This window comes from Enterobacter sp. HK-058-C-ECC (assembly GCF_047531125.1).
GTDB classification, from domain to species: Bacteria; Pseudomonadota; Gammaproteobacteria; order Enterobacterales; family Enterobacteriaceae; genus Enterobacter; species Enterobacter quasiroggenkampii.
Window position 1 is genome coordinate 294,198 of record NZ_JBLKCH010000001.1, and the last position, 17,901, is coordinate 312,098.

General features: G+C 54.0%; 20 protein-coding genes. 13 read left to right on the top strand and 7 right to left on the bottom strand.

The window, feature by feature from the left end; genetic code table 11:
* The first annotated feature begins 70 nt into the window (after positions 1–70).
* Positions 71–1,018, top strand: coding sequence for a 23S rRNA pseudouridine(955/2504/2580) synthase RluC (rluC, locus tag ACMWJS_RS01430; protein ID WP_048027428.1), 948 nt, complete (start codon positions 71–73; stop codon positions 1,016–1,018).
* Positions 1,019–1,095: 77 nt separating this feature from the next.
* On the opposite strand, the gene ACMWJS_RS01435 is transcribed toward rluC, so the two are convergent.
* Entirely contained in the window at positions 1,096–1,680 is a 585-nt protein-coding gene (locus tag ACMWJS_RS01435) for a Maf family protein (RefSeq protein WP_048027429.1), read from the bottom strand.
* A gap of 140 nt (positions 1,681–1,820) precedes the next feature.
* On the opposite strand from ACMWJS_RS01435, the gene yceD reads away from it, so the two are divergent.
* The 8 genes from yceD to fabF all read left to right on the top strand — a co-directional run bounded on the left by yceD (position 1,821) and on the right by fabF (position 8,023).
* Positions 1,821–2,342 (top strand): 23S rRNA accumulation protein YceD, encoded by a 522-nt coding sequence (gene yceD / locus ACMWJS_RS01440; protein WP_014883375.1) that lies wholly within the window; start codon positions 1,821–1,823, stop codon positions 2,340–2,342.
* A 16-nt stretch (positions 2,343–2,358) separates the two neighbouring features.
* Complete coding sequence (gene rpmF / locus ACMWJS_RS01445) at positions 2,359–2,532, top strand: 50S ribosomal protein L32 (protein WP_003857964.1); 174 nt, start codon at positions 2,359–2,361, stop codon at positions 2,530–2,532.
* An 80-nt stretch (positions 2,533–2,612) separates the two neighbouring features.
* Positions 2,613–3,647, top strand: a complete 1,035-nt coding sequence (gene plsX, locus ACMWJS_RS01450) for a phosphate acyltransferase PlsX (protein WP_063621375.1) — start codon at positions 2,613–2,615, stop codon at positions 3,645–3,647.
* A gap of 6 nt (positions 3,648–3,653) precedes the next feature.
* On the top strand, positions 3,654–4,607 hold the full coding sequence (locus tag ACMWJS_RS01455; RefSeq protein ID WP_008500797.1) for a beta-ketoacyl-ACP synthase III: 954 nt from the start codon (positions 3,654–3,656) through the stop codon (positions 4,605–4,607).
* Between the two features lie 15 nt (positions 4,608–4,622).
* Complete coding sequence (gene fabD, locus ACMWJS_RS01460; protein WP_045910200.1) at positions 4,623–5,552, top strand: ACP S-malonyltransferase; 930 nt, start codon at positions 4,623–4,625, stop codon at positions 5,550–5,552.
* Between the two features lie 12 nt (positions 5,553–5,564).
* Positions 5,565–6,299 carry a 3-oxoacyl-ACP reductase FabG gene (gene fabG / locus ACMWJS_RS01465; protein WP_008500795.1) on the top strand — a complete coding sequence of 245 codons (735 nt, stop codon included), beginning with the start codon at positions 5,565–5,567 and terminating at the stop codon, positions 6,297–6,299.
* 154 nt (positions 6,300–6,453) lie between these two features.
* The gene (gene acpP / locus ACMWJS_RS01470) at positions 6,454–6,690 is read left to right on the top strand and encodes an acyl carrier protein (RefSeq protein ID WP_003857954.1); all 237 of its coding nucleotides are present in this window, start codon (positions 6,454–6,456) and stop codon (positions 6,688–6,690) included.
* Between the two features lie 91 nt (positions 6,691–6,781).
* Entirely contained in the window at positions 6,782–8,023 is a 1,242-nt protein-coding gene (fabF, locus tag ACMWJS_RS01475) for a beta-ketoacyl-ACP synthase II (protein ID WP_167212691.1), read from the top strand.
* A gap of 55 nt (positions 8,024–8,078) precedes the next feature.
* On the opposite strand, the gene ACMWJS_RS01480 is transcribed toward fabF, so the two are convergent.
* The 6 genes from ACMWJS_RS01480 to ACMWJS_RS01505 form a co-directional block, all read right to left on the bottom strand.
* Complete coding sequence (locus tag ACMWJS_RS01480) at positions 8,079–8,603, bottom strand: fimbrial protein (RefSeq protein WP_414746489.1); 525 nt, start codon at positions 8,601–8,603, stop codon at positions 8,079–8,081.
* 14 nt (positions 8,604–8,617) lie between these two features.
* Positions 8,618–9,136 carry a fimbrial protein gene (locus ACMWJS_RS01485; RefSeq protein WP_262808003.1) on the bottom strand — a complete coding sequence of 173 codons (519 nt, stop codon included), beginning with the start codon at positions 9,134–9,136 and terminating at the stop codon, positions 8,618–8,620.
* Between the two features lie 12 nt (positions 9,137–9,148).
* Positions 9,149–10,135, bottom strand: a complete 987-nt coding sequence (locus ACMWJS_RS01490) for a fimbrial protein (protein ID WP_262808005.1) — start codon at positions 10,133–10,135, stop codon at positions 9,149–9,151.
* Between the two features lie 13 nt (positions 10,136–10,148).
* Positions 10,149–12,689, bottom strand: a complete 2,541-nt coding sequence (locus ACMWJS_RS01495) for a fimbria/pilus outer membrane usher protein (protein ID WP_262808007.1) — start codon at positions 12,687–12,689, stop codon at positions 10,149–10,151.
* 24 nt (positions 12,690–12,713) lie between these two features.
* The gene (locus tag ACMWJS_RS01500; RefSeq protein WP_262779542.1) at positions 12,714–13,388 is read right to left on the bottom strand and encodes a molecular chaperone; all 675 of its coding nucleotides are present in this window, start codon (positions 13,386–13,388) and stop codon (positions 12,714–12,716) included.
* 76 nt (positions 13,389–13,464) lie between these two features.
* Positions 13,465–14,013: a fimbrial protein gene (locus tag ACMWJS_RS01505; RefSeq protein WP_167212705.1), complete on the bottom strand. Its 549-nt coding sequence runs from the start codon at positions 14,011–14,013 to the stop codon at positions 13,465–13,467.
* A 411-nt stretch (positions 14,014–14,424) separates the two neighbouring features.
* Between ACMWJS_RS01505 and pabC the strand changes: the two genes are divergently transcribed.
* From pabC to holB, 4 genes are read left to right on the top strand one after another with little or no spacing between them, the layout of a single operon-like run.
* On the top strand, positions 14,425–15,234 hold the full coding sequence (gene pabC, locus ACMWJS_RS01510; protein ID WP_414746490.1) for an aminodeoxychorismate lyase: 810 nt from the start codon (positions 14,425–14,427) through the stop codon (positions 15,232–15,234).
* A 2-nt stretch (positions 15,235–15,236) separates the two neighbouring features.
* Complete coding sequence (gene yceG, locus ACMWJS_RS01515; RefSeq protein ID WP_262779540.1) at positions 15,237–16,259, top strand: cell division protein YceG; 1,023 nt, start codon at positions 15,237–15,239, stop codon at positions 16,257–16,259.
* Positions 16,249–16,890 (top strand): dTMP kinase, encoded by a 642-nt coding sequence (tmk, locus tag ACMWJS_RS01520; protein ID WP_262750266.1) that lies wholly within the window; start codon positions 16,249–16,251, stop codon positions 16,888–16,890. The genes yceG and tmk overlap by 11 nt, the downstream gene beginning before the upstream one ends.
* Entirely contained in the window at positions 16,887–17,891 is a 1,005-nt protein-coding gene (gene holB / locus ACMWJS_RS01525) for a DNA polymerase III subunit delta' (RefSeq protein WP_048027447.1), read from the top strand. The genes tmk and holB overlap by 4 nt, the downstream gene beginning before the upstream one ends.
* Positions 17,892–17,901 lie beyond the last annotated feature (10 nt).

Here is a 17,901-nt window from a genome sequence, read left to right on the forward strand (position 1 = left end):
GGATAAAAGTAAATATAAGCATAGAAAAATGAGTGGCGCTAATGGCTGTCGATATTTAGAATCGCCAACCATGAAAACAGAGACTCCAGCCGTAAAAATGGTTGCCATCGCCGACGATGAAGCGGGGCAACGTATCGATAACTTTTTGCGTACCCAGCTGAAAGGGGTGCCAAAGAGCATGATTTATCGCATCCTGCGTAAGGGCGAGGTGCGGGTTAACAAAAAACGCGTGAAGCCTGAGTATAAGCTCGAAGCCGGTGACGAAGTCCGTATTCCGCCGGTGCGCGTGGCAGAGCGTGAAGAAGAGACCGTTTCACCGAAGCTGCAGAAAGTGGCGGCCCTGAGCGATGTCATCCTTTACGAAGACGACCATATTCTGGTGTTGAATAAACCGTCAGGAACGGCAGTCCATGGCGGTAGCGGTCTGAGCTTCGGCGTGATTGAAGGGCTGCGTGCCCTGCGCCCGGAAGCGCGCTTCCTTGAGCTGGTGCACCGCCTTGACCGCGACACTTCAGGCGTCCTGCTGGTGGCGAAAAAGCGTTCCGCGCTGCGTTCCCTGCATGAACAGCTGCGTGAAAAAGGGATGCAGAAAGACTATCTGGCGCTGGTGCGCGGCCAGTGGCAGTCCCATGTAAAAGTGGTGCAGGCGCCGCTACTGAAGAACATTCTGCAAAGCGGTGAGCGTATTGTCCGCGTGAGCCAGGAAGGGAAACCGTCTGAGACGCGCTTTAAGGTTGAAGAGCGCTATGAGTTTGCCACGCTGGTGCGCTGCAGTCCGGTGACCGGTCGCACCCACCAGATCCGCGTGCATACGCAGTTTGCAGGGCACCCCATCGCCTTTGATGACCGCTATGGCGACCGCGAGTTTGATAAACAGCTGGCGGGGACGGGACTGTCGCGTCTGTTCCTGCATGCGGCAGCGCTGAAGTTTACCCATCCGAATACCGGTGAAGTGATCCGTATTGAAGCGCCGCTGGATGAGCAGCTGAAACGCTGTCTTAAGGTTTTGCGCGGCTGATTTTGCCCGGCGGCGCTGCGCTTACCCGGCCTACAAAACCCGTAGGCCCATGCAAGCGAAGCGCCGCTGGGCAAAAGTCACATGATCAGCGGATTACACTCTTCTCGCCGTAACATCTGACACAAGGCAATCAGCGGTAACCCCACCAGGGTGTTGGGATCGCGACCGTCCAGCTTGTCGAACAGCGCAATCCCCAATCCTTCACTTTTAAAGCTCCCCGCGCAGTTCAGCGGTCGCTCACGGCGCACATAATCCATAATCTCTTGCTCGCTGAGATGACGGAAGTGTACGTCGAACGGCTCACACTCGGTTTGCAGATGGCCTGACGCGGAGTTATAGAGGGCCAGGCCCGTATAGAAGGTCACGATAGTACCGCGCGCACGCAGAAGCTGCTGGCAGGCATTTTCCTCAGTATGGGGCTTGCCGGTGATTTCGCCGTCCAGCACGCAAACCTGATCGGAGCCTATAATCAAATGCGAAGGATAGCGTGTGGCCAGCGATTGCGCCTTCTCCTTAGCAAGACGCGTCACCAGATGGCGCGGTGACTCGCCCGGCTGTGGCGTCTCATCCACCTCTGGCGCGGCGCATTCAAACGGGATCCCGAGCTTTTCCAGCAGCATTCGGCGGTAGGGAGACGTGGAAGCAAGGACGAGATTTGGCATATTTTTATCACCAGATATAGCGTATCGATGCCAGCCATTTTAAACTACAGGCCGCAATGTGTGCGAATAATTGGCAAAAGGCAGCTCTGGTTGCCTTTTTCTTTGACTCTATGACGTTACAAAGTTAATATGCGCGCCCTATGCAAAAGGTAAAATTACCCCTGACTCTTGATCCGGTTCGTACGGCTCAAAAACGCCTCGATTACGAAGGTATCTATACTTCCGATCAGGCTGAGCGTATTGCCGAATCCGTAGTCAGTGTGGACAGTGATGTAGAATGCTCCATGTCGTTCGCTATCGACAACCAGCGTCTCGCCGTTTTAACCGGTGATGCAAAGGTGACGGTAACGCTCGAGTGTCAGCGTTGCGGGAAACCGTTTGTACAGCATGTTCACACAACGTATTGTTTCAGTCCGGTTCGTTCTGACGAACAGGCTGAAGCACTCCCGGAAGCGTATGAGCCGATTGAGGTTAACGAATTCGGTGAAATCGATCTTCTGGCTCTGGTTGAAGATGAAATCATCCTCACCTTGCCAGTGGTTCCGGTGCATGATTCTGAACACTGTGAAGTGTCCGAGGCGGACATGGTCTTTGGGGAACTGCCTGATGAAGCGCAAAAACCAAACCCATTTGCCGTATTAGCCAGCTTAAAGCGTAAGTAATTGAGGAGTAAGGTCCATGGCCGTACAACAGAATAAACCAACCCGTTCCAAACGTGGCATGCGTCGTTCCCATGACGCGCTGACTGCAGTTACCAGCCTGTCTGTAGACAAGACTTCTGGTGAGAAACACCTGCGTCACCACATCACCGCTGACGGTTTCTACCGCGGCCGCAAGGTTATCACTAAGTAATCACGCGTCAGCGTGATTAGGCTTAGTGAGGAGCTCCCCGTGCAAACGGGGAACTTACCGAACCAGGCTGCGACGATACCTTGACACGTCTAACCCTGGCGTTAGATGTCATGGGGGGAGATTTTGGCCCTTCCGTGACAGTGCCTGCAGCATTGCAGGCACTGAATTCTAATTCGCAACTCACTCTTCTTTTAGTCGGCAATCCCGACACAATCACGCCATTACTTGCAAAAGCTGACTTTGAACAACGTTCACGTCTGCAGATTATTCCTGCGCAGTCAGTTATTGCCAGTGATGCCCGACCCTCGCAGGCGATTCGTAATAGCCGCGGCAGCTCGATGCGGATAGCGCTGGAGCTGGTGAAAGAAGGTCGAGCCCAGGCTTGCGTTAGCGCGGGAAATACCGGCGCGCTGATGGGGCTGTCGAAATTATTGCTCAAACCGATTGACGGTATTGAGCGTCCGGCGCTGGTGACGGTGTTGCCGCATCAGCAGAAGGGCAAGACGGTAGTGCTCGATTTGGGCGCAAACGTCGATTGTGATAGTACAATGCTGGCTCAGTTTGCCGTAATGGGATCGGTGCTGGCAGAAGAGGTGGTCGGGATCAACACTCCCCGTGTTGCGTTACTGAACATTGGTGAAGAAGAGACCAAAGGCCTGGACAGCATTCGCGAAGCAGCTGAATTGCTCAAACAGGTTCCCTCTATCAACTATATTGGTTATCTCGAAGCCAATGAGTTGTTGACGGGTAAAACGGATGTTCTGGTGTGCGATGGCTTCACCGGGAACGTGACGTTGAAAACCATGGAAGGGGTCGTGCGGATGTTTCTTTCTCTGCTGAAATCACAGGGAGAGGGCAAAAAAAGCGCCTGGTGGCTGATTTTATTGAAGCGTTGGTTACAAAAGAGCCTGACGCGGCGATTCAGTCACCTCAACCCCGACCAGTATAATGGCGCCTGTCTGTTAGGATTGCGCGGCATCGTGATTAAGAGTCATGGCGCCGCCAATCAGCGAGCATTTGCTGTCGCGATTGAACAGGCAGTGCAGGCGGTGCAGCGACAAGTCCCTCAGCGGATTGCCGCTCGCCTGGGATCTGTATTAGCTAAAAGTGACTGAGCGTACATGTATACGAAGATTTTAGGTACCGGCAGCTACCTGCCAAAACAGGTGCGTACCAACGCCGATCTGGAAAAAATGGTAGATACGTCTGACGAGTGGATTGTCACGCGCACAGGTATCCGTGAACGTCGTATTGCCGCGCCAGACGAAACCGTGTCGACCATGGGTTACGAAGCCGCACAGCGTGCTATCGAAATGGCGGGCATTGATAAAGAACAGATCGGTTTGATCGTGGTGGCCACGACGTCTGCCACGCATGCTTTCCCAAGCGCGGCGTGCCAGGTGCAAAACATGCTCGGTATTAAGGGCTGCCCGGCGTTTGACGTCGCTGCCGCATGCGCAGGTTTTACCTATGCGCTGAGCGTAGCCGATCAGTACGTGAAGTCCGGTGCCGTTAAATATGCGCTGGTGATCGGTGCTGACGTGCTGGCGCGTACCTGCGATCCGACCGATCGCGGAACGATCATTATTTTTGGTGATGGTGCGGGTGCGGTGCTGCTGGGGCAGTCCGAAGAGCCGGGTATCATCTCTACGCATCTGCATGCTGACGGCAGCTATGGCGAACTGTTGACCCTGCCTAACGCCGATCGCGTAAATCCGGACAACTCGATTTACCTGACGATGGCAGGGAACGAGGTGTTCAAGGTGGCGGTGACTGAGCTTGCGCACATCGTTGATGAAACGCTGGAAGCGAATAACCTTGAACGCTCCGCGCTCGACTGGCTGGTGCCGCATCAGGCGAACCTGCGTATCATCAGCGCAACCGCGAAAAAGCTGGGCATGTCGATGGATAACGTTGTGGTGACGCTGGATCGTCACGGCAACACCTCTGCGGCGTCAGTACCGTGCGCATTTGATGAAGCGGTACGCGACGGGCGAATCAAACGGGGCCAGCTGGTCTTGCTTGAAGCCTTCGGTGGCGGGTTCACCTGGGGTTCCGCGCTGGTTCGTTTCTAGGATAAGGAATAAAAAATGACGCAATTTGCTTTTGTGTTCCCGGGGCAGGGCTCTCAAACCGTTGGGATGTTGTCTGAAATGGCAGCAACCTATCCGGTCATTGAAGAGACTTTCCGTGAAGCTTCTGATGCACTGGGTTATGATTTATGGGCGCTGACCCAGCAGGGTCCTGCCGAAGAGCTGAACAAAACCTGGCAGACCCAGCCTGCGCTGCTGACCGCGTCCGTTGCGCTGTGGCGTGTCTGGCAGCAGCAGGGCGGTAAAGCGCCCGCACTGCTTGCTGGACATAGCCTGGGTGAATACTCAGCGCTGGTCTGTGCCGGTGTGATCGCGTTTGCTGACGCGGTTCGTCTGGTGGAACTGCGCGGTAAATTCATGCAGGAAGCAGTGCCAGAAGGCACGGGTGGCATGTCAGCCATCATCGGTCTGGATGATGCCGCGATTGCAAAAGCGTGTGAAGAGTCTGCTGAAGGTCAGGTTGTCTCTCCGGTTAACTTCAACTCGCCGGGCCAGGTGGTTATCGCCGGTCATAAAGAAGCGGTTGAGCGTGCCGGTGCAGCCTGTAAAGCGGCGGGGGCGAAACGTGCGCTGCCGCTGCCGGTCAGCGTGCCGTCTCACTGTGCGCTGATGAAGCCCGCTGCCGAGAAACTGGCGGTTGAGCTGGAAAAAATTACGTTTAACGCACCGACGATTTCCGTTGTGAACAACGTCGATGTGAAATGCGAAACCGCGCCGGAAGCTATCCGCGACGCGCTGGTTCGCCAGCTCTACAGCCCGGTACAGTGGACCAAAACCGTTGAGTTTATGGCCTCTCAGGGCGTTGAGCATCTGTATGAAGTCGGCCCAGGGAAAGTCCTCACCGGTCTGACAAAACGTATTGTTGACACCCTGACAGCCTCGGCGATTAACGAGCCGGAAGCGATGTCAGCGGCACTCTCGCAATAAAAGAGGAATACCATGAGTTTTGAAGGAAAAATTGCCCTGGTCACTGGCGCAAGCCGCGGTATCGGGCGTGCAATTGCTGAAACACTGGTTGCGCGCGGCGCGAAGGTGATTGGGACAGCAACTAGCGAGAATGGCGCTCAGGCTATTAGTGAATATCTGGGTGCAAACGGTAAAGGTCTGGTACTGAATGTGACCGAACCTGCATCTATCGAATCTGTTCTGGAAAATATTCGCGCAGAGTTTGGCGAAGTGGATATTCTGGTAAACAACGCCGGGATCACTCGCGATAACCTGTTAATGCGAATGAAAGACGACGAGTGGAACGATATTATCGAAACCAACCTGTCATCTGTATTCCGTCTGTCAAAAGCGGTAATGCGCGCTATGATGAAAAAGCGTCATGGTCGTATTATCACTGTCGGTTCTGTGGTTGGTACCATGGGAAATGCTGGTCAGGCTAACTACGCTGCGGCGAAAGCCGGTCTGATTGGTTTCAGTAAGTCGCTGGCGCGTGAAGTCGCGTCCCGCGGTATTACGGTAAACGTTGTTGCTCCGGGCTTTATTGAAACGGACATGACGCGTGCGCTGACTGATGAGCAGCGTGCGGGTACGCTGGCGGCAGTTCCGGCGGGTCGTCTTGGCGACCCTAAAGAAATCGCCAGTGCGGTTGCATTTTTAGCCTCTGACGAAGCGGGTTACATCACTGGTGAGACCCTCCACGTCAACGGCGGGATGTATATGGTTTAACCACGATGAAAAATATTTGCGTTATTAGGGCGAATGGCCTCAAAATAACGTAAAATCGTGGTAAGAACTGCCGGGATTTAGTTGCAAATTTTTCAACATTTTATACACTACGAAAACCATCGCGAAAGCGAGTTTTGATAGGAAATTTAAGAGTATGAGCACTATCGAAGAACGCGTTAAGAAAATTATCGGCGAACAGCTGGGCGTTAAGCAGGAAGAAGTTGTGAACTCCGCTTCCTTCGTTGAAGACCTGGGCGCAGATTCTCTTGACACCGTTGAGCTGGTAATGGCTCTGGAAGAAGAGTTTGATACTGAGATTCCGGACGAAGAAGCTGAGAAGATCACCACCGTTCAGGCTGCCATTGATTACATCAACGGTCACCAGGCGTAAGTGAACATCTCCAGGCGGTCATTCGACCGCCTGAGTTTTATCTTTTTTAGTCCCACGAATCTCTTTTTTTATCCCTCCCTGGAGGACAAACGTGTCTAAGCGTCGTGTAGTTGTGACCGGACTTGGCATGTTGTCTCCTGTCGGCAATACCGTAGAGTCCACCTGGAAAGCTCTCCTTGCCGGTCAGAGCGGCATCAGCCTAATCGACCATTTCGATACTAGCGCCTATGCAACGAAATTTGCTGGCTTAGTAAAGGATTTTAACTGTGAAGAGATCATCTCGCGCAAAGAGCAGCGCAAGATGGATGCCTTCATTCAATATGGAATTGTCGCTGGCGTTCAGGCCATGCAGGATTCTGGCCTTGTGATTACGGAAGAGAACGCAACCCGTATCGGCGCCGCTATCGGCTCCGGGATTGGCGGCCTTGGCCTGATCGAGGAAAACCATACATCCCTGATGAATGGCGGCCCGCGTAAGATCAGTCCGTTCTTCGTTCCGTCCACGATTGTTAATATGGTGGCAGGTCACCTGACCATCATGTTCGGCCTGCGTGGGCCAAGCATTTCTATCGCCACCGCCTGTACGTCTGGCGTACATAACATCGGCCAGGCCGCGCGCATTATTGCGTACGGCGATGCAGATGCTATGGTTGCCGGCGGTGCTGAAAAAGCCAGTACCCCACTGGGTGTCGGCGGTTTCGGCGCGGCCCGTGCGCTCTCTACCCGCAACGATAATCCACAGGCGGCAAGCCGTCCGTGGGATAAAGACCGTGATGGCTTCGTGCTGGGCGACGGTGCGGGTATGATCGTACTGGAAGAGTACGAACACGCGAAAAAACGCGGTGCGAAAATTTATGCTGAAGTCGTTGGCTTTGGTATGAGCAGCGATGCGTATCACATGACGTCTCCTCCGGAGAACGGTGCAGGTGCTGCGCTGGCGATGGAAAACGCGATCCGTGATGCGGGTATTACCCCGGCTCAGATTGGCTACGTCAACGCGCACGGCACATCTACACCTGCAGGCGATAAAGCGGAAGCTCAGGCGGTTAAGTCTATCTTCGGCGAGTCTGCCAGCCGCGTACTGGTGAGCTCCACGAAATCCATGACCGGTCACCTGCTGGGTGCGGCGGGTGCAGTAGAGTCAATCTACTCCATCCTTGCGCTGCGCGATCAGGCTGTTCCACCCACCATCAACCTGGATAACCCGGATGAAGGTTGCGATCTGGACTTCGTTCCTCACGAAGCGCGCCAGGTTAGCGGTATGGAGTATACCCTGTGTAACTCCTTCGGCTTTGGCGGTACCAACGGTTCTCTGATCTTCAAGCGTGTCTAGCAGATCCTGAAGCTAAAAAAACGGAGCGCATTGCGCTCCGTTTTTTTTCACTTGATCACTGGTACGTAAAGGTGAGCTGAACGACCGTCCTGAACTCGCCTGCCGTTACCATTCCCGTCGGGGTATACATTCGTGCAGAAAGCGGGAATACCACACGGCGACTGGTACCATCGATATTCACCGCCAGCTTGCCCGCGGGCGGGATCTCCTTGAGATGATCGCGGGTCATAATCTGGAGCGCCATACCCGTTGCACTGCCTTGTGCGTTGGCAAATTTCGTGCCGTCATCTTGATCGGCATTGCCGCTGAACAGTGCGGTCACCTGCGTGGTTGAGAGAGGGCAGCCTGAAAGCGTGAGCTCAAAGTCCTGCCACTCGCTGGTATTGCCAACCTTCGTGTAGTCAACGGCGCGAGCCTGATCAAATGTGACGGTCTGTTCTTTGGTGCCCGTATCTACCGTACAGGCGGAAGCGATGACGGTTCCGCTTAAATTGATATCGGCAGCGTACACTGCATGCGTTCCACTGACTGCCAACAGACAAGCAAGAGCAAGAAGCCGTTTAGTTTTTTGTTGCGCCATTGTCCTGTCCCGACTTACTGGTAGGTAAAGGTTGCCTGCACCTGGCCAACGATAGTCCCGGGCAGTACGTTGCCGGTTGATACGGCGCGAGCGCGCATGGCAAGGTCATAGCTGTGAGACGCGGGAATCGCAACGTTTTGCAATGTCGCACCATTCTTGTAGGCGGTATTACTGGTGCTGTCCGTCAGCTCCAGTTTCAGGTTGGTGGCCGTTCCCGTGTTTTTATAATAATTCCCGTCGGTGTCAGCGGTACCGGCAAAGGCGACGCTGAAAGAGGTGGTCGAGGCGGGGCAACCGGTGAGTCGAAGCGTGACGTCTGTCCATGCCGTGGCGCTGCCGCTGGTTGCCAGCGAATCCGCCTGTATATTATCGCCTAAGTTAACGGCCAGAGATTCGTTGTTGCCATTCACGACGCAGGGAGAAGCAACCACTTTACCCGTAATATCAATATTGACCGCATGGCTGGCCGCAGAGAACAATCCGCTACAGGCCAGTAAACCGATAATCATCTTCTTTCCGTATATGATGTGCATAAATAATCCTTATTAGTTGTAGATCATTTTGAGTTCAATCGCTGATTTGACGTTTCCAGCCGTAACGTTTTCGGCATCGTCAACGTAATAAGCGACTTTGAAGTCGGGGATTTTGTAATCACCCGAGCCGTTATAGTCGTTTAACGGCACGGGTCCGTTGACAATATGTGGTGACCCATCAGCATTCTGTACCTGGATAAACACATTTTGCGCATAGCCTTCGCCACTCACGGTATTCATCACACCGTTTGCAGCATCGTGGGTACCGTATACGGCCGAGAAGTTATAGGCGATCCCGTCAACGGCTCCTGGACAATTCGTTAGAGAAATGGATGGCGACGCGGTAGCCAACTGCGCCCCATTTTTAAGGACATTGCCGTAAAGCGTAGGTAGACTGATTTCAGTCGGCGCGCTGACTGAACATGCACCCACTGTAGGCTGCGTGCTTATTCCGGCCATAATAACGCCTGACATTTCAGCGGTACCTTCGCCATCCAGGTTATGGACATTAAGGGTCACCGTCGGCACTGAGGTAATGCGGCCCGCAGGCACCTTATCTAACAGTCTGACGAGCCGGTACTGCAAATGGTAGTAAGTTGATATCCATAAACCGCTGGTAACGCCAGTAAGATCGAGCCGATAATTAGGCGCCGTTGTGGTTTGAGATGGCGTAAACCCGCTCATACCCGGTACTACTTTAAACTGGATACCAATCCCTGGGTTATTTGTTACCCATGAGACGCCATCACCGCTCAATGTGCCATTGACCGAAAGCTCCATATAGGAATGGTTACCTTCACTGCTGGTGACTTCATATTTGATAGAACCCGAGTCGTGCCAGTTGCTGCTGGTTTCGCCCACTGCAGAGGGGATGGTGAAATCATCCAGGTCGTAAGTCATCACATGGAAGTTAACATTTGAAAAATAATCAGCATGGGCGGGGGTTATGGCAAAAAAAGTGCTCATAATCATCGCGTTGAATACAGGTAGCTTCTTCATTGCTTGAGTCTCTCTATTGGCAGGTGGCATTGAGTTCAATCACGCCGCTTGCCGGGGGCTCTGCCGGAAGACGGTAGCTGACGTTGCACTGTTCTTTTGAAGCATTACCCCATTTCAGCAACAAGGAACCCTTCTGCGGCATGCCGGTTAAATAAACCTGCCCACTGTCGCCAACAATGCTCCCTGACGCATTGTCCGAAGTGGTCACCATCGCTCCAAACGGCACGGGTTCGCCATTGCTTCGAATCAGGGTCATCAGTACGCGTTTTCCGACGCGCGTATCAAAATGCGCACGGACGATTGCACCGCGTGTTGGGGTGATCTTCTGGCTGGATAGCTCAACGTCAGCACTCTCTGGCAGGGTGGCGGTATCCAGCGACAGTGTGGATTCCCGGTACGGCGTGACATAGGGCACGACGGTATAACCGCGGAAGTCGGTTTTGACCCCCGTCTGGTTACTCACCGAGACGCCGTTTGCGCCAGGGGCTTCCACCAGAGCGGCTGTTTCACCCAGCGCCTGGCTCAGCGTCACACCATGGGCATGGGCAACAATGCCGCCCTCAATGCCGTAGTTAACACGCTTCTGGTCGTGGTCGTAGCTGTAGGCGCTATTCACCCGGGCATAGGTGCCCTGATAATCCAGGCTGGCATAGCCACCGTTGCCTTCACCGTGGTTGGTTTGACTCTCCTGAACGTTCCAGTTGAGGTTGCGATCCTCGAGCAGCGACCCGTTCAACCCGACGTTATGGCTGGTATCGCCGCGCTTGCTGGTATTCAGGCTGTAAGTGGCGTAGCTGTTGCTCAACCAGCGATCGAGCGGTACGGTAATACTTAACGAGAAAATCTGGTCCTCGTCGTAAATTTTATCGTTCTCCGAATCGGTCGTGTTGCGGTTATAGCTGTAGTTAAGGTTGTAGGTGATGCCTGACCAGCTGTTGCTATAGCCAACGCCGATCGAACGCATTTTCCGATCGCTGTTCCAGTAGTCTTCGCTCATCGTCGTTAATGACAGTGAGCCAAGTTTCTCACCAATATTCTGGTTCAGGAGAAACTCGGCGCGGTTACGTCGGCGATCGTTATTTGTGCGCCACGCGTCGTCACGCCAGGTATCCAGCACTTCAGACAGGGTGTAATAGCCTGAGGTAGAATAGCGGTATCCGGCGATAGAGATGTTTGTCCCCGTTTCCAGAATGTTTTTACTGTAGCGAACGCGCCATGACTGGCCGCTCTCTTTATCCTGATCCTTCTGGCTGGACCATGCCTGCGTGCCATCAATGGATACCGCGCCAATCGTACCGAAGTTCTTACCAACACCGCTGAGCAGAGACTGATAGTGCTGCGAGAACTGACCGCCTCCATATACCGTAAACCCGGCCGGCAGACCGTAAATGGCAGTAGCCTGGGTAAACATCTCTTTGTCGATATCGCCATCATAGGGCCGATACTGACCGCTGGTCAGACTGAACTTAACGCGTCCTTCGCGCTGCAGGACGGGTAATGAGGCGAATGCAACGGTCTGGTGCTGTTCGCTGCCGTCAGCCTCTTTGATCGTGACATCAAGATCGCCGCTGCTTCCTGTCGGGTACATATCGGTGATTTCAAAGGCACCGGGCGAGACGTAGCTCTGGTAGATGGTGTAGCCGTTTTGCTTAATAATCACCTGAGCGTTCGTGCGGGCGATGCCACGCACGACCGGCGCGTAGCCGCGCAGGCTGTCTGGCAGCATGTCATCATCAGACGCGAGCTGCGCGCCGCGAAACGGCACGCTGTCGAACATGTCCGACGGCGCGTTGCTGTCCCCGACGGTCAGCTGGCTTTTTAGGGAAATAATGTTGCGCTGTGCGTAGGTGTAGATGGAATCCCAGCTTTCCTGTGTGTCGCTGCCGTTAGTGCTGCGGTTCCAGGTACTGTAGTTACGGATACGCCATGGCCCCACGTTGAGTCCCGGGCGCAGGCTCAGGTAGTAGTTATCAGAGTCAGGTATTTCACTGCGTCGGCCTTGCGTATTATCGCCGCTGAAGTTGTAGTTAAGCAGCAGGGCATTAATCCCTTCATCAAGCTGTTCGGGTGGTACATAGCCTCGCGCCTGCGCGTTGATAGCCGCCTGTGGCAAAGAAAGCTGCAGCTGCTGGCGTTCGAAAATAAATTTGACGCTAGCCTGAGGAATGACGCTTAAATCGGCGCAGCTGCCCGTAAGGGCAGGGAACTGTTCGAGGCGTACACCCAACTCACGTAACATCTCTGTGCTCAGACACGGCTGGAGTGAACTGTTGCCGGCGGCGTCTTTTTTCAGTGCGAATTCGATGTCGCGTGTGCCGAATACGGTGTTATTGAGAACCACGTCAACACGGTAGGTGCCTGGCATCTGGCCAACGCCTTCCTCAAAGGCAGACAGGTCGGTCAGGTCTTTGCCCGGACCGTCAATCCCCAGAAGTGCCGGGTCAAAGTATTCACGGGCCATTGCGCTATTACATAGCGGCAGGGCGCACTGCAAGGCGATAAAGCAGGCAAGTTGACTCAATGTCATTGTTTTTTTGTATGCGTCTGCATGCATCCCGATATCCTTTCGGTAATGGTGTTAGAGGCGCGCGCGATGCTCGTCGCCGACGGAACCAAAATCATCAATCAATGTCCAGGTCACATCCCCGCTGGCATTGATGGGAAGGGTGAAGCTGGCTGAGCTCATCGGTGCAACATAGGTAGCGTCCGTTACCACGCCGGTCCCGACCTTGAGCTTGCTAAAGTTCATGTAATACGCCGTGGGATTGGTCACCGTGAGTGTGTTTCCACTGCGCTGCCAGCGGAGCTTACCGGTGAGCGCTTCCGGTTGCTGCGTTAAGGATGTCGGGCGGTAGATCAGCTTGATTCGCGTTTTAACCGCAATTTGCAGGGTGTTGGCGTTGTCCTGCTTTTCGGTGGCCGGAATGGATTTAATATTCATCCAGTAAAGCGATTCGCGATCTTCCGGCAGGTTGCCACCCGTACGTATGATGCGCAGCGTGTTTTCCTGGCCAGATCCAAGGCGAAAGAGCGGCGGAGTCACCATGAAGGGGGATTTATCCGCGCTGTTTTCACCCGCATCACTCCACGACTGAATGAGATAGGATGATTTATCAGGGTTTTTAACGCTAAGAGAGGTCTCTTTTTTATCGCCGTTATAAATAACGCGCGTTCCACCGACAATAACGCCAGCCTGCGCTGACGCCGTAACGGTAAGCACGGTTGCGGCAATAAAGGGGATGTATTTATTCATGGCATTACCTTAAAAATAAAGCCGGAGCACCTCCGGCTTTATGCGTTTCATATTACGGACAAGCCGTTTTCAGCAATTAGTTATAGGTCAGCGTAAAGTTGACGGAACCATTCGCGCTCCCGCCAGTGACTGCCGCTTTGGTTGCAATATAGCGAGCGAAGAAATCGAGTTTGGTTGACTCAGGTGCAGTTGTGCTGCCTTTAATGTTGATGGCTTTAGACGCGGTACCAAGCGGCAGTGCCGTGCTGTCAGCGTTCAATAACTGAATTGCAACGCCGTCGGCAACCCCGGTAGTGCCATAGCCCGTGAGCTGCAGATAGTCATTGTTGAGGGTGTCAGGTGTACCGTCATACTTAACGGAGACCGGTTTGCCCAGCAGGTCTGCCGGGCAGCCACTTAACACCAGTGAAAATTTGGTGGTGGCTGCGGTGTCACCGGCGGCAGCGAATGCCGTTTTTGCCACTTCACCCATTTTCACAGACTGTGGGTTGGTGACGCTGCTGTCGACCTGGCAGCCTGCCTCAATAATTTTACCCGTGAAGTTGACGGTACCGTCCTGTGCCATCGCTGACGATGCCATACCCATGGCGGTAAGCAGTGCCGCAGCAGCCAATTTTCCTTTCATTTCAGAAGTTCCTTTCTTGGTTTATTTTCTTTGCGAATATTAAGCAAGCTCACCCGGGGGTAAACTTGCTTAATACATAATGACATGTTATTTCATCTGCAAAGTCTTGTTGCATCCGTTAATTATTTGTCAGGAGTATATTTATTTGTCGCTTTGTTAACCATAAACTTAATTTAAAAAACAATTTTAATTTTACTAAATTCATTTTTGACATAAATAATAGGGCTGTATTTTATTTGTTGTTTTTATTTCGCAATAAACTATTTTTCCCTTCACGGTGACGTTTAAGCGGCGTCATTTGCAATAAAAAATATTAATATTCAGAAACATCTATTCGATTCCTGCATGCAAAAAGCTTGCGATGCTGTCCTTCACCTGACACTCTGGTACGCCTGTGTACGGAGGGCCCCCATGTTTCTGATTAATGGTGAAGTGATTGATAAACTGGCAGCAAACGATCGTGCGGTTCAGTTTGGTGACGGCTGTTTCACCACTGCACGTATTGATGCCGGAAATGTGGTGATGTTAGCGCGCCATCTGGCTCGCCTTCAGGACGCCTGTACCCGACTGGCTATCCCGTTTCAGGACTGGGAATTACTCAGTGACGAAATGCGCCGCCTGGCACAGCCTCATGCGGAGGGCGTCCTGAAAGTGACGATCACCCGCGGGGCGGGGGGGCGAGGTTACAGTACGGCAGGGTGTCAGCATCCAACGCGCATCCTTCATGTTTCCCCTTATCCTTCTCACTATGTCCGCTGGAAAGCGGACGGCGTGACGCTGGCGCCCAGCCCGGTATCACTCGGGCGTAATCCTTATCTGGCGGGTCTCAAGCATCTGAATCGCCTTGAACAGGTCCTAATTCGTACTCATCTTGAACAGACGGACGCCGATGAGGCGCTGGTCCTTGACAGCGAAGGGTTCATTACGGAATGCTGTGCGGCTAATTTGTTCTGGCGACAGGGCAGGAACGTGTTCACCCCCGCGCTGGATCAGGCTGGCGTGAACGGCATAATGCGCCAATTTTGTTTGCAGCAGCTGGCACACTCTGACTTTCACGTTGTCGAAGTTAACGCAAAGGAAGAGGTGCTACAGACTGCTGATGAAGTCATTATTTGCAACGCGCTGATGCCTGTTGTGCCCGTTCGCGCCTGTGGCCAGCTACGCTGGTCGTCGCGCGAGCTGTTTCAGTTTTTAGCCCCGATATGTGAGCAAACCAGATAGTCATGAAAAAAATGTTGCGCTTTGTCCTTCTCCTCATTGTTGCGCTGGGCGTTGCTGGCGGAGCAGGCGTATGGAAAGTTCGCCAGCTGGCGGACAGCAAGATCCTGGTTAAAGACGAAACGATCTTTACCCTGAAAGCGGGAACCGGCCGCCAGGCGCTTGGGGAACAGCTCTACGGTGATAAAATTATCAATCGTCCACGGGTATTCCAGTGGTTATTGCGTGTGGAGCCTGAACTGTCACATTTCAAAGCCGGTACCTATCGCTTTACGCCGGGAATGACCGTCAGAGAGATGCTGCAGCTGCTGGAAAGCGGCAAAGAAGCCCAGTTCCCTCTGCGATTTGTAGAAGGGATGCGCCTGAGTGATTACCTCAAACAGCTGCGCGATGCGCCGTATATCAAACATACCCTGAAGGATGACAGCTACCAGACGGTGGCCGACGTGCTCAAGTTTGAGCATCCCGAATGGGTGGAAGGCTGGTTCTGGCCAGATACCTGGATGTACACCGCCGGCACGACCGATGTGGCGATCCTGAAGCGGGCGCACAAAAAAATGGTCGCCGCAGTGGATGCGGCCTGGGACGGGCGAATGGAGGGTTTACCCTATAAAGATCAAAACCAGTTTGTCACCATGGCCTCGATTATCGAGAAAGAGACCGCCGTTGCCGCCGAGCGCGATCGGGTGGCGTCAGTATTTATCAACCGTCTGCGCATTGGCATGCGCCTGCAAACCGACCCTACCGTCATCTACGGCATGGGCGAGAGCTACATAGGCAAGATTTCCAGAAAAGATCTGGAGACGCCAACGGCGTATAATACCTACGTGATTAGCGGTTTACCGCCTGGTCCGATTGCCACGCCGAGCGAAGCGTCGCTGAAAGCCGCCGCGCATCCGGCGAAAACACCGTATCTCTATTTTGTGGCAGATGGAAAAGGGGGACACACCTTTAACACTAACCTTGCCAGCCACAATCGCTCTGTTCAGGACTATCTGAAGGCACTTAAGGAAAAAAATGCGCAGTAAATACATTGTCATTGAGGGACTCGAAGGGGCGGGTAAAACCACCGCCCGCAACGTGGTGGTGGATACGCTCAACGCGCTTGGCGTAGCGGACATGGTATTTACCCGCGAGCCGGGCGGCACGCAGCTGGCTGAAAAGCTGCGCAGCCTGGTGCTGGACATTAAATCCGTTGGCGACGAAGTTATCACTGACAAAGCCGAAGTGTTAATGTTCTACGCGGCGCGCGTACAGCTGGTTGAGACGGTGATCAAACCCGCCCTGGCCGATGGCAAGTGGGTAATCGGCGATCGTCACGATCTGTCGACTCAGGCTTATCAGGGCGGAGGACGTGGTATCGACCAGACCATGCTGGCAACGCTGCGCAATGCCGTACTGGGGGATTTTCGCCCCGACCTGACGCTCTATCTGGATGTGACCCCGGAAGTGGGTCTTAAACGCGCCCGCGCGCGCGGCGAACTCGACCGCATTGAACAAGAGTCGTTTGATTTCTTTAACCGCACCCGTGCGCGCTATCTTGAGCTGGCCGCACAGGACAGCTCCATTCGTACCATCGATGCGACGCAGTCCCTGGACGACGTCACGCGTGACATTCAGCAAACTGTGACGCAGTGGGTGCAGGAGCAGCAGGCATGAAATGGTATCCATGGTTGCGCCCGCACTTTGAACAGCTGATCGGCAGCTATCAGGCGGGGCGGGGGCATCATGCGTTACTGATTCAGGCATTGCCGGGAATGGGCGATGATGCATTGATTTATGCCATCACCCGTTTTCTGATGTGCCAGCAGCCGGAAGGGCATAAAAGCTGCGGCAAATGCCGCGGCTGTCAGCTGATGCAGGCGGGCACACATCCTGACTACTACACGCTTGAGCCGGAGAAGGGGAAAAGCGCGCTCGGTATCGATGCCGTGCGGGAAGTCAGTGAAAAATTGTACGAACACGCGCGGCTGGGCGGCGCTAAAGTGGTCTGGCTTAAAGACGCCACGCAGCTGACCGAGGCGGCAGCTAACGCCCTTCTGAAAACCCTGGAAGAGCCGCCGGTAAAAACGTGGTTTTTCCTCTCGTGCCGTGACCCGGGACGCTTGCTGGCGACGCTGCGCAGCCGCTGTCGTCTTCATCACCTTGCTGTGCCTCAGGAATCGTGGGCGCTGAGCTGGCTGGAGCGAGAGGTGACAACGTCACCTGAGAGTGCGCTGTCCGCCTTGCGCCTGAGCAGCGGCGCGCCCGCAGCGGCGCTGGCATTGCTGCAACCTGACGTCTGGTCACAGCGAGAAACGCTTTGCCGGGCCGTCGAAATGGCACTCAATAACCACGACTGGCTAAGCGTATTGCCTGCGCTTAACAGCGATCAGGCCGTTGAGCGCCTGCACTGGCTGGCCTCGTTGCTGCTGGATGCCCTCAAACTTCAGCAAGGGGCAACGCTGCTGACCAACCCGGACGCGTGGACACTGGTGAATACGCTGGCGAACCGCCTCTCAGGGACGATTCTTCATGCGATGCTTCATGAAATTTGCCAGAGCCGAGAACAGCTTTTAACCGTGACGGGTCTTAATCGCGAGCTTTTACTGACCGACCAGTTACTGCGTATTGAACACTACCTGCAACCCGGCACCACACCGCCGGTTTCCCATCTCTGAGAGAGACATT

Bases quoted from the DNA above. Each gene is read 5' to 3' on its own strand.
- rluC (WP_048027428.1), top strand. From the start codon at position 71: ATGAAAACAGAGACTCCAGCCGTAAAAATGGTTGCCATCGCCGACGAT.
- ACMWJS_RS01435 (WP_048027429.1), bottom strand. From the start codon at position 1,680: ATGCCAAATCTCGTCCTTGCTTCCACGTCTCCCTACCGCCGAATGCTG.
- yceD (WP_014883375.1), top strand. From the start codon at position 1,821: ATGCAAAAGGTAAAATTACCCCTGACTCTTGATCCGGTTCGTACGGCT.
- rpmF (WP_003857964.1), top strand. From the start codon at position 2,359: ATGGCCGTACAACAGAATAAACCAACCCGTTCCAAACGTGGCATGCGT.
- ACMWJS_RS01455 (WP_008500797.1), top strand. From the start codon at position 3,654: ATGTATACGAAGATTTTAGGTACCGGCAGCTACCTGCCAAAACAGGTG.
- fabD (WP_045910200.1), top strand. From the start codon at position 4,623: ATGACGCAATTTGCTTTTGTGTTCCCGGGGCAGGGCTCTCAAACCGTT.
- fabG (WP_008500795.1), top strand. From the start codon at position 5,565: ATGAGTTTTGAAGGAAAAATTGCCCTGGTCACTGGCGCAAGCCGCGGT.
- acpP (WP_003857954.1), top strand. From the start codon at position 6,454: ATGAGCACTATCGAAGAACGCGTTAAGAAAATTATCGGCGAACAGCTG.
- ACMWJS_RS01480 (WP_414746489.1), bottom strand. From the start codon at position 8,603: ATGGCGCAACAAAAAACTAAACGGCTTCTTGCTCTTGCTTGTCTGTTG.
- ACMWJS_RS01485 (WP_262808003.1), bottom strand. From the start codon at position 9,136: ATGCACATCATATACGGAAAGAAGATGATTATCGGTTTACTGGCCTGT.
- ACMWJS_RS01490 (WP_262808005.1), bottom strand. From the start codon at position 10,135: ATGAAGAAGCTACCTGTATTCAACGCGATGATTATGAGCACTTTTTTT.
- ACMWJS_RS01495 (WP_262808007.1), bottom strand. From the start codon at position 12,689: ATGCATGCAGACGCATACAAAAAAACAATGACATTGAGTCAACTTGCC.
- ACMWJS_RS01500 (WP_262779542.1), bottom strand. From the start codon at position 13,388: ATGAATAAATACATCCCCTTTATTGCCGCAACCGTGCTTACCGTTACG.
- ACMWJS_RS01505 (WP_167212705.1), bottom strand. From the start codon at position 14,013: ATGAAAGGAAAATTGGCTGCTGCGGCACTGCTTACCGCCATGGGTATG.
- pabC (WP_414746490.1), top strand. From the start codon at position 14,425: ATGTTTCTGATTAATGGTGAAGTGATTGATAAACTGGCAGCAAACGAT.
- yceG (WP_262779540.1), top strand. From the start codon at position 15,237: ATGAAAAAAATGTTGCGCTTTGTCCTTCTCCTCATTGTTGCGCTGGGC.
- tmk (WP_262750266.1), top strand. From the start codon at position 16,249: ATGCGCAGTAAATACATTGTCATTGAGGGACTCGAAGGGGCGGGTAAA.
- holB (WP_048027447.1), top strand. From the start codon at position 16,887: ATGAAATGGTATCCATGGTTGCGCCCGCACTTTGAACAGCTGATCGGC.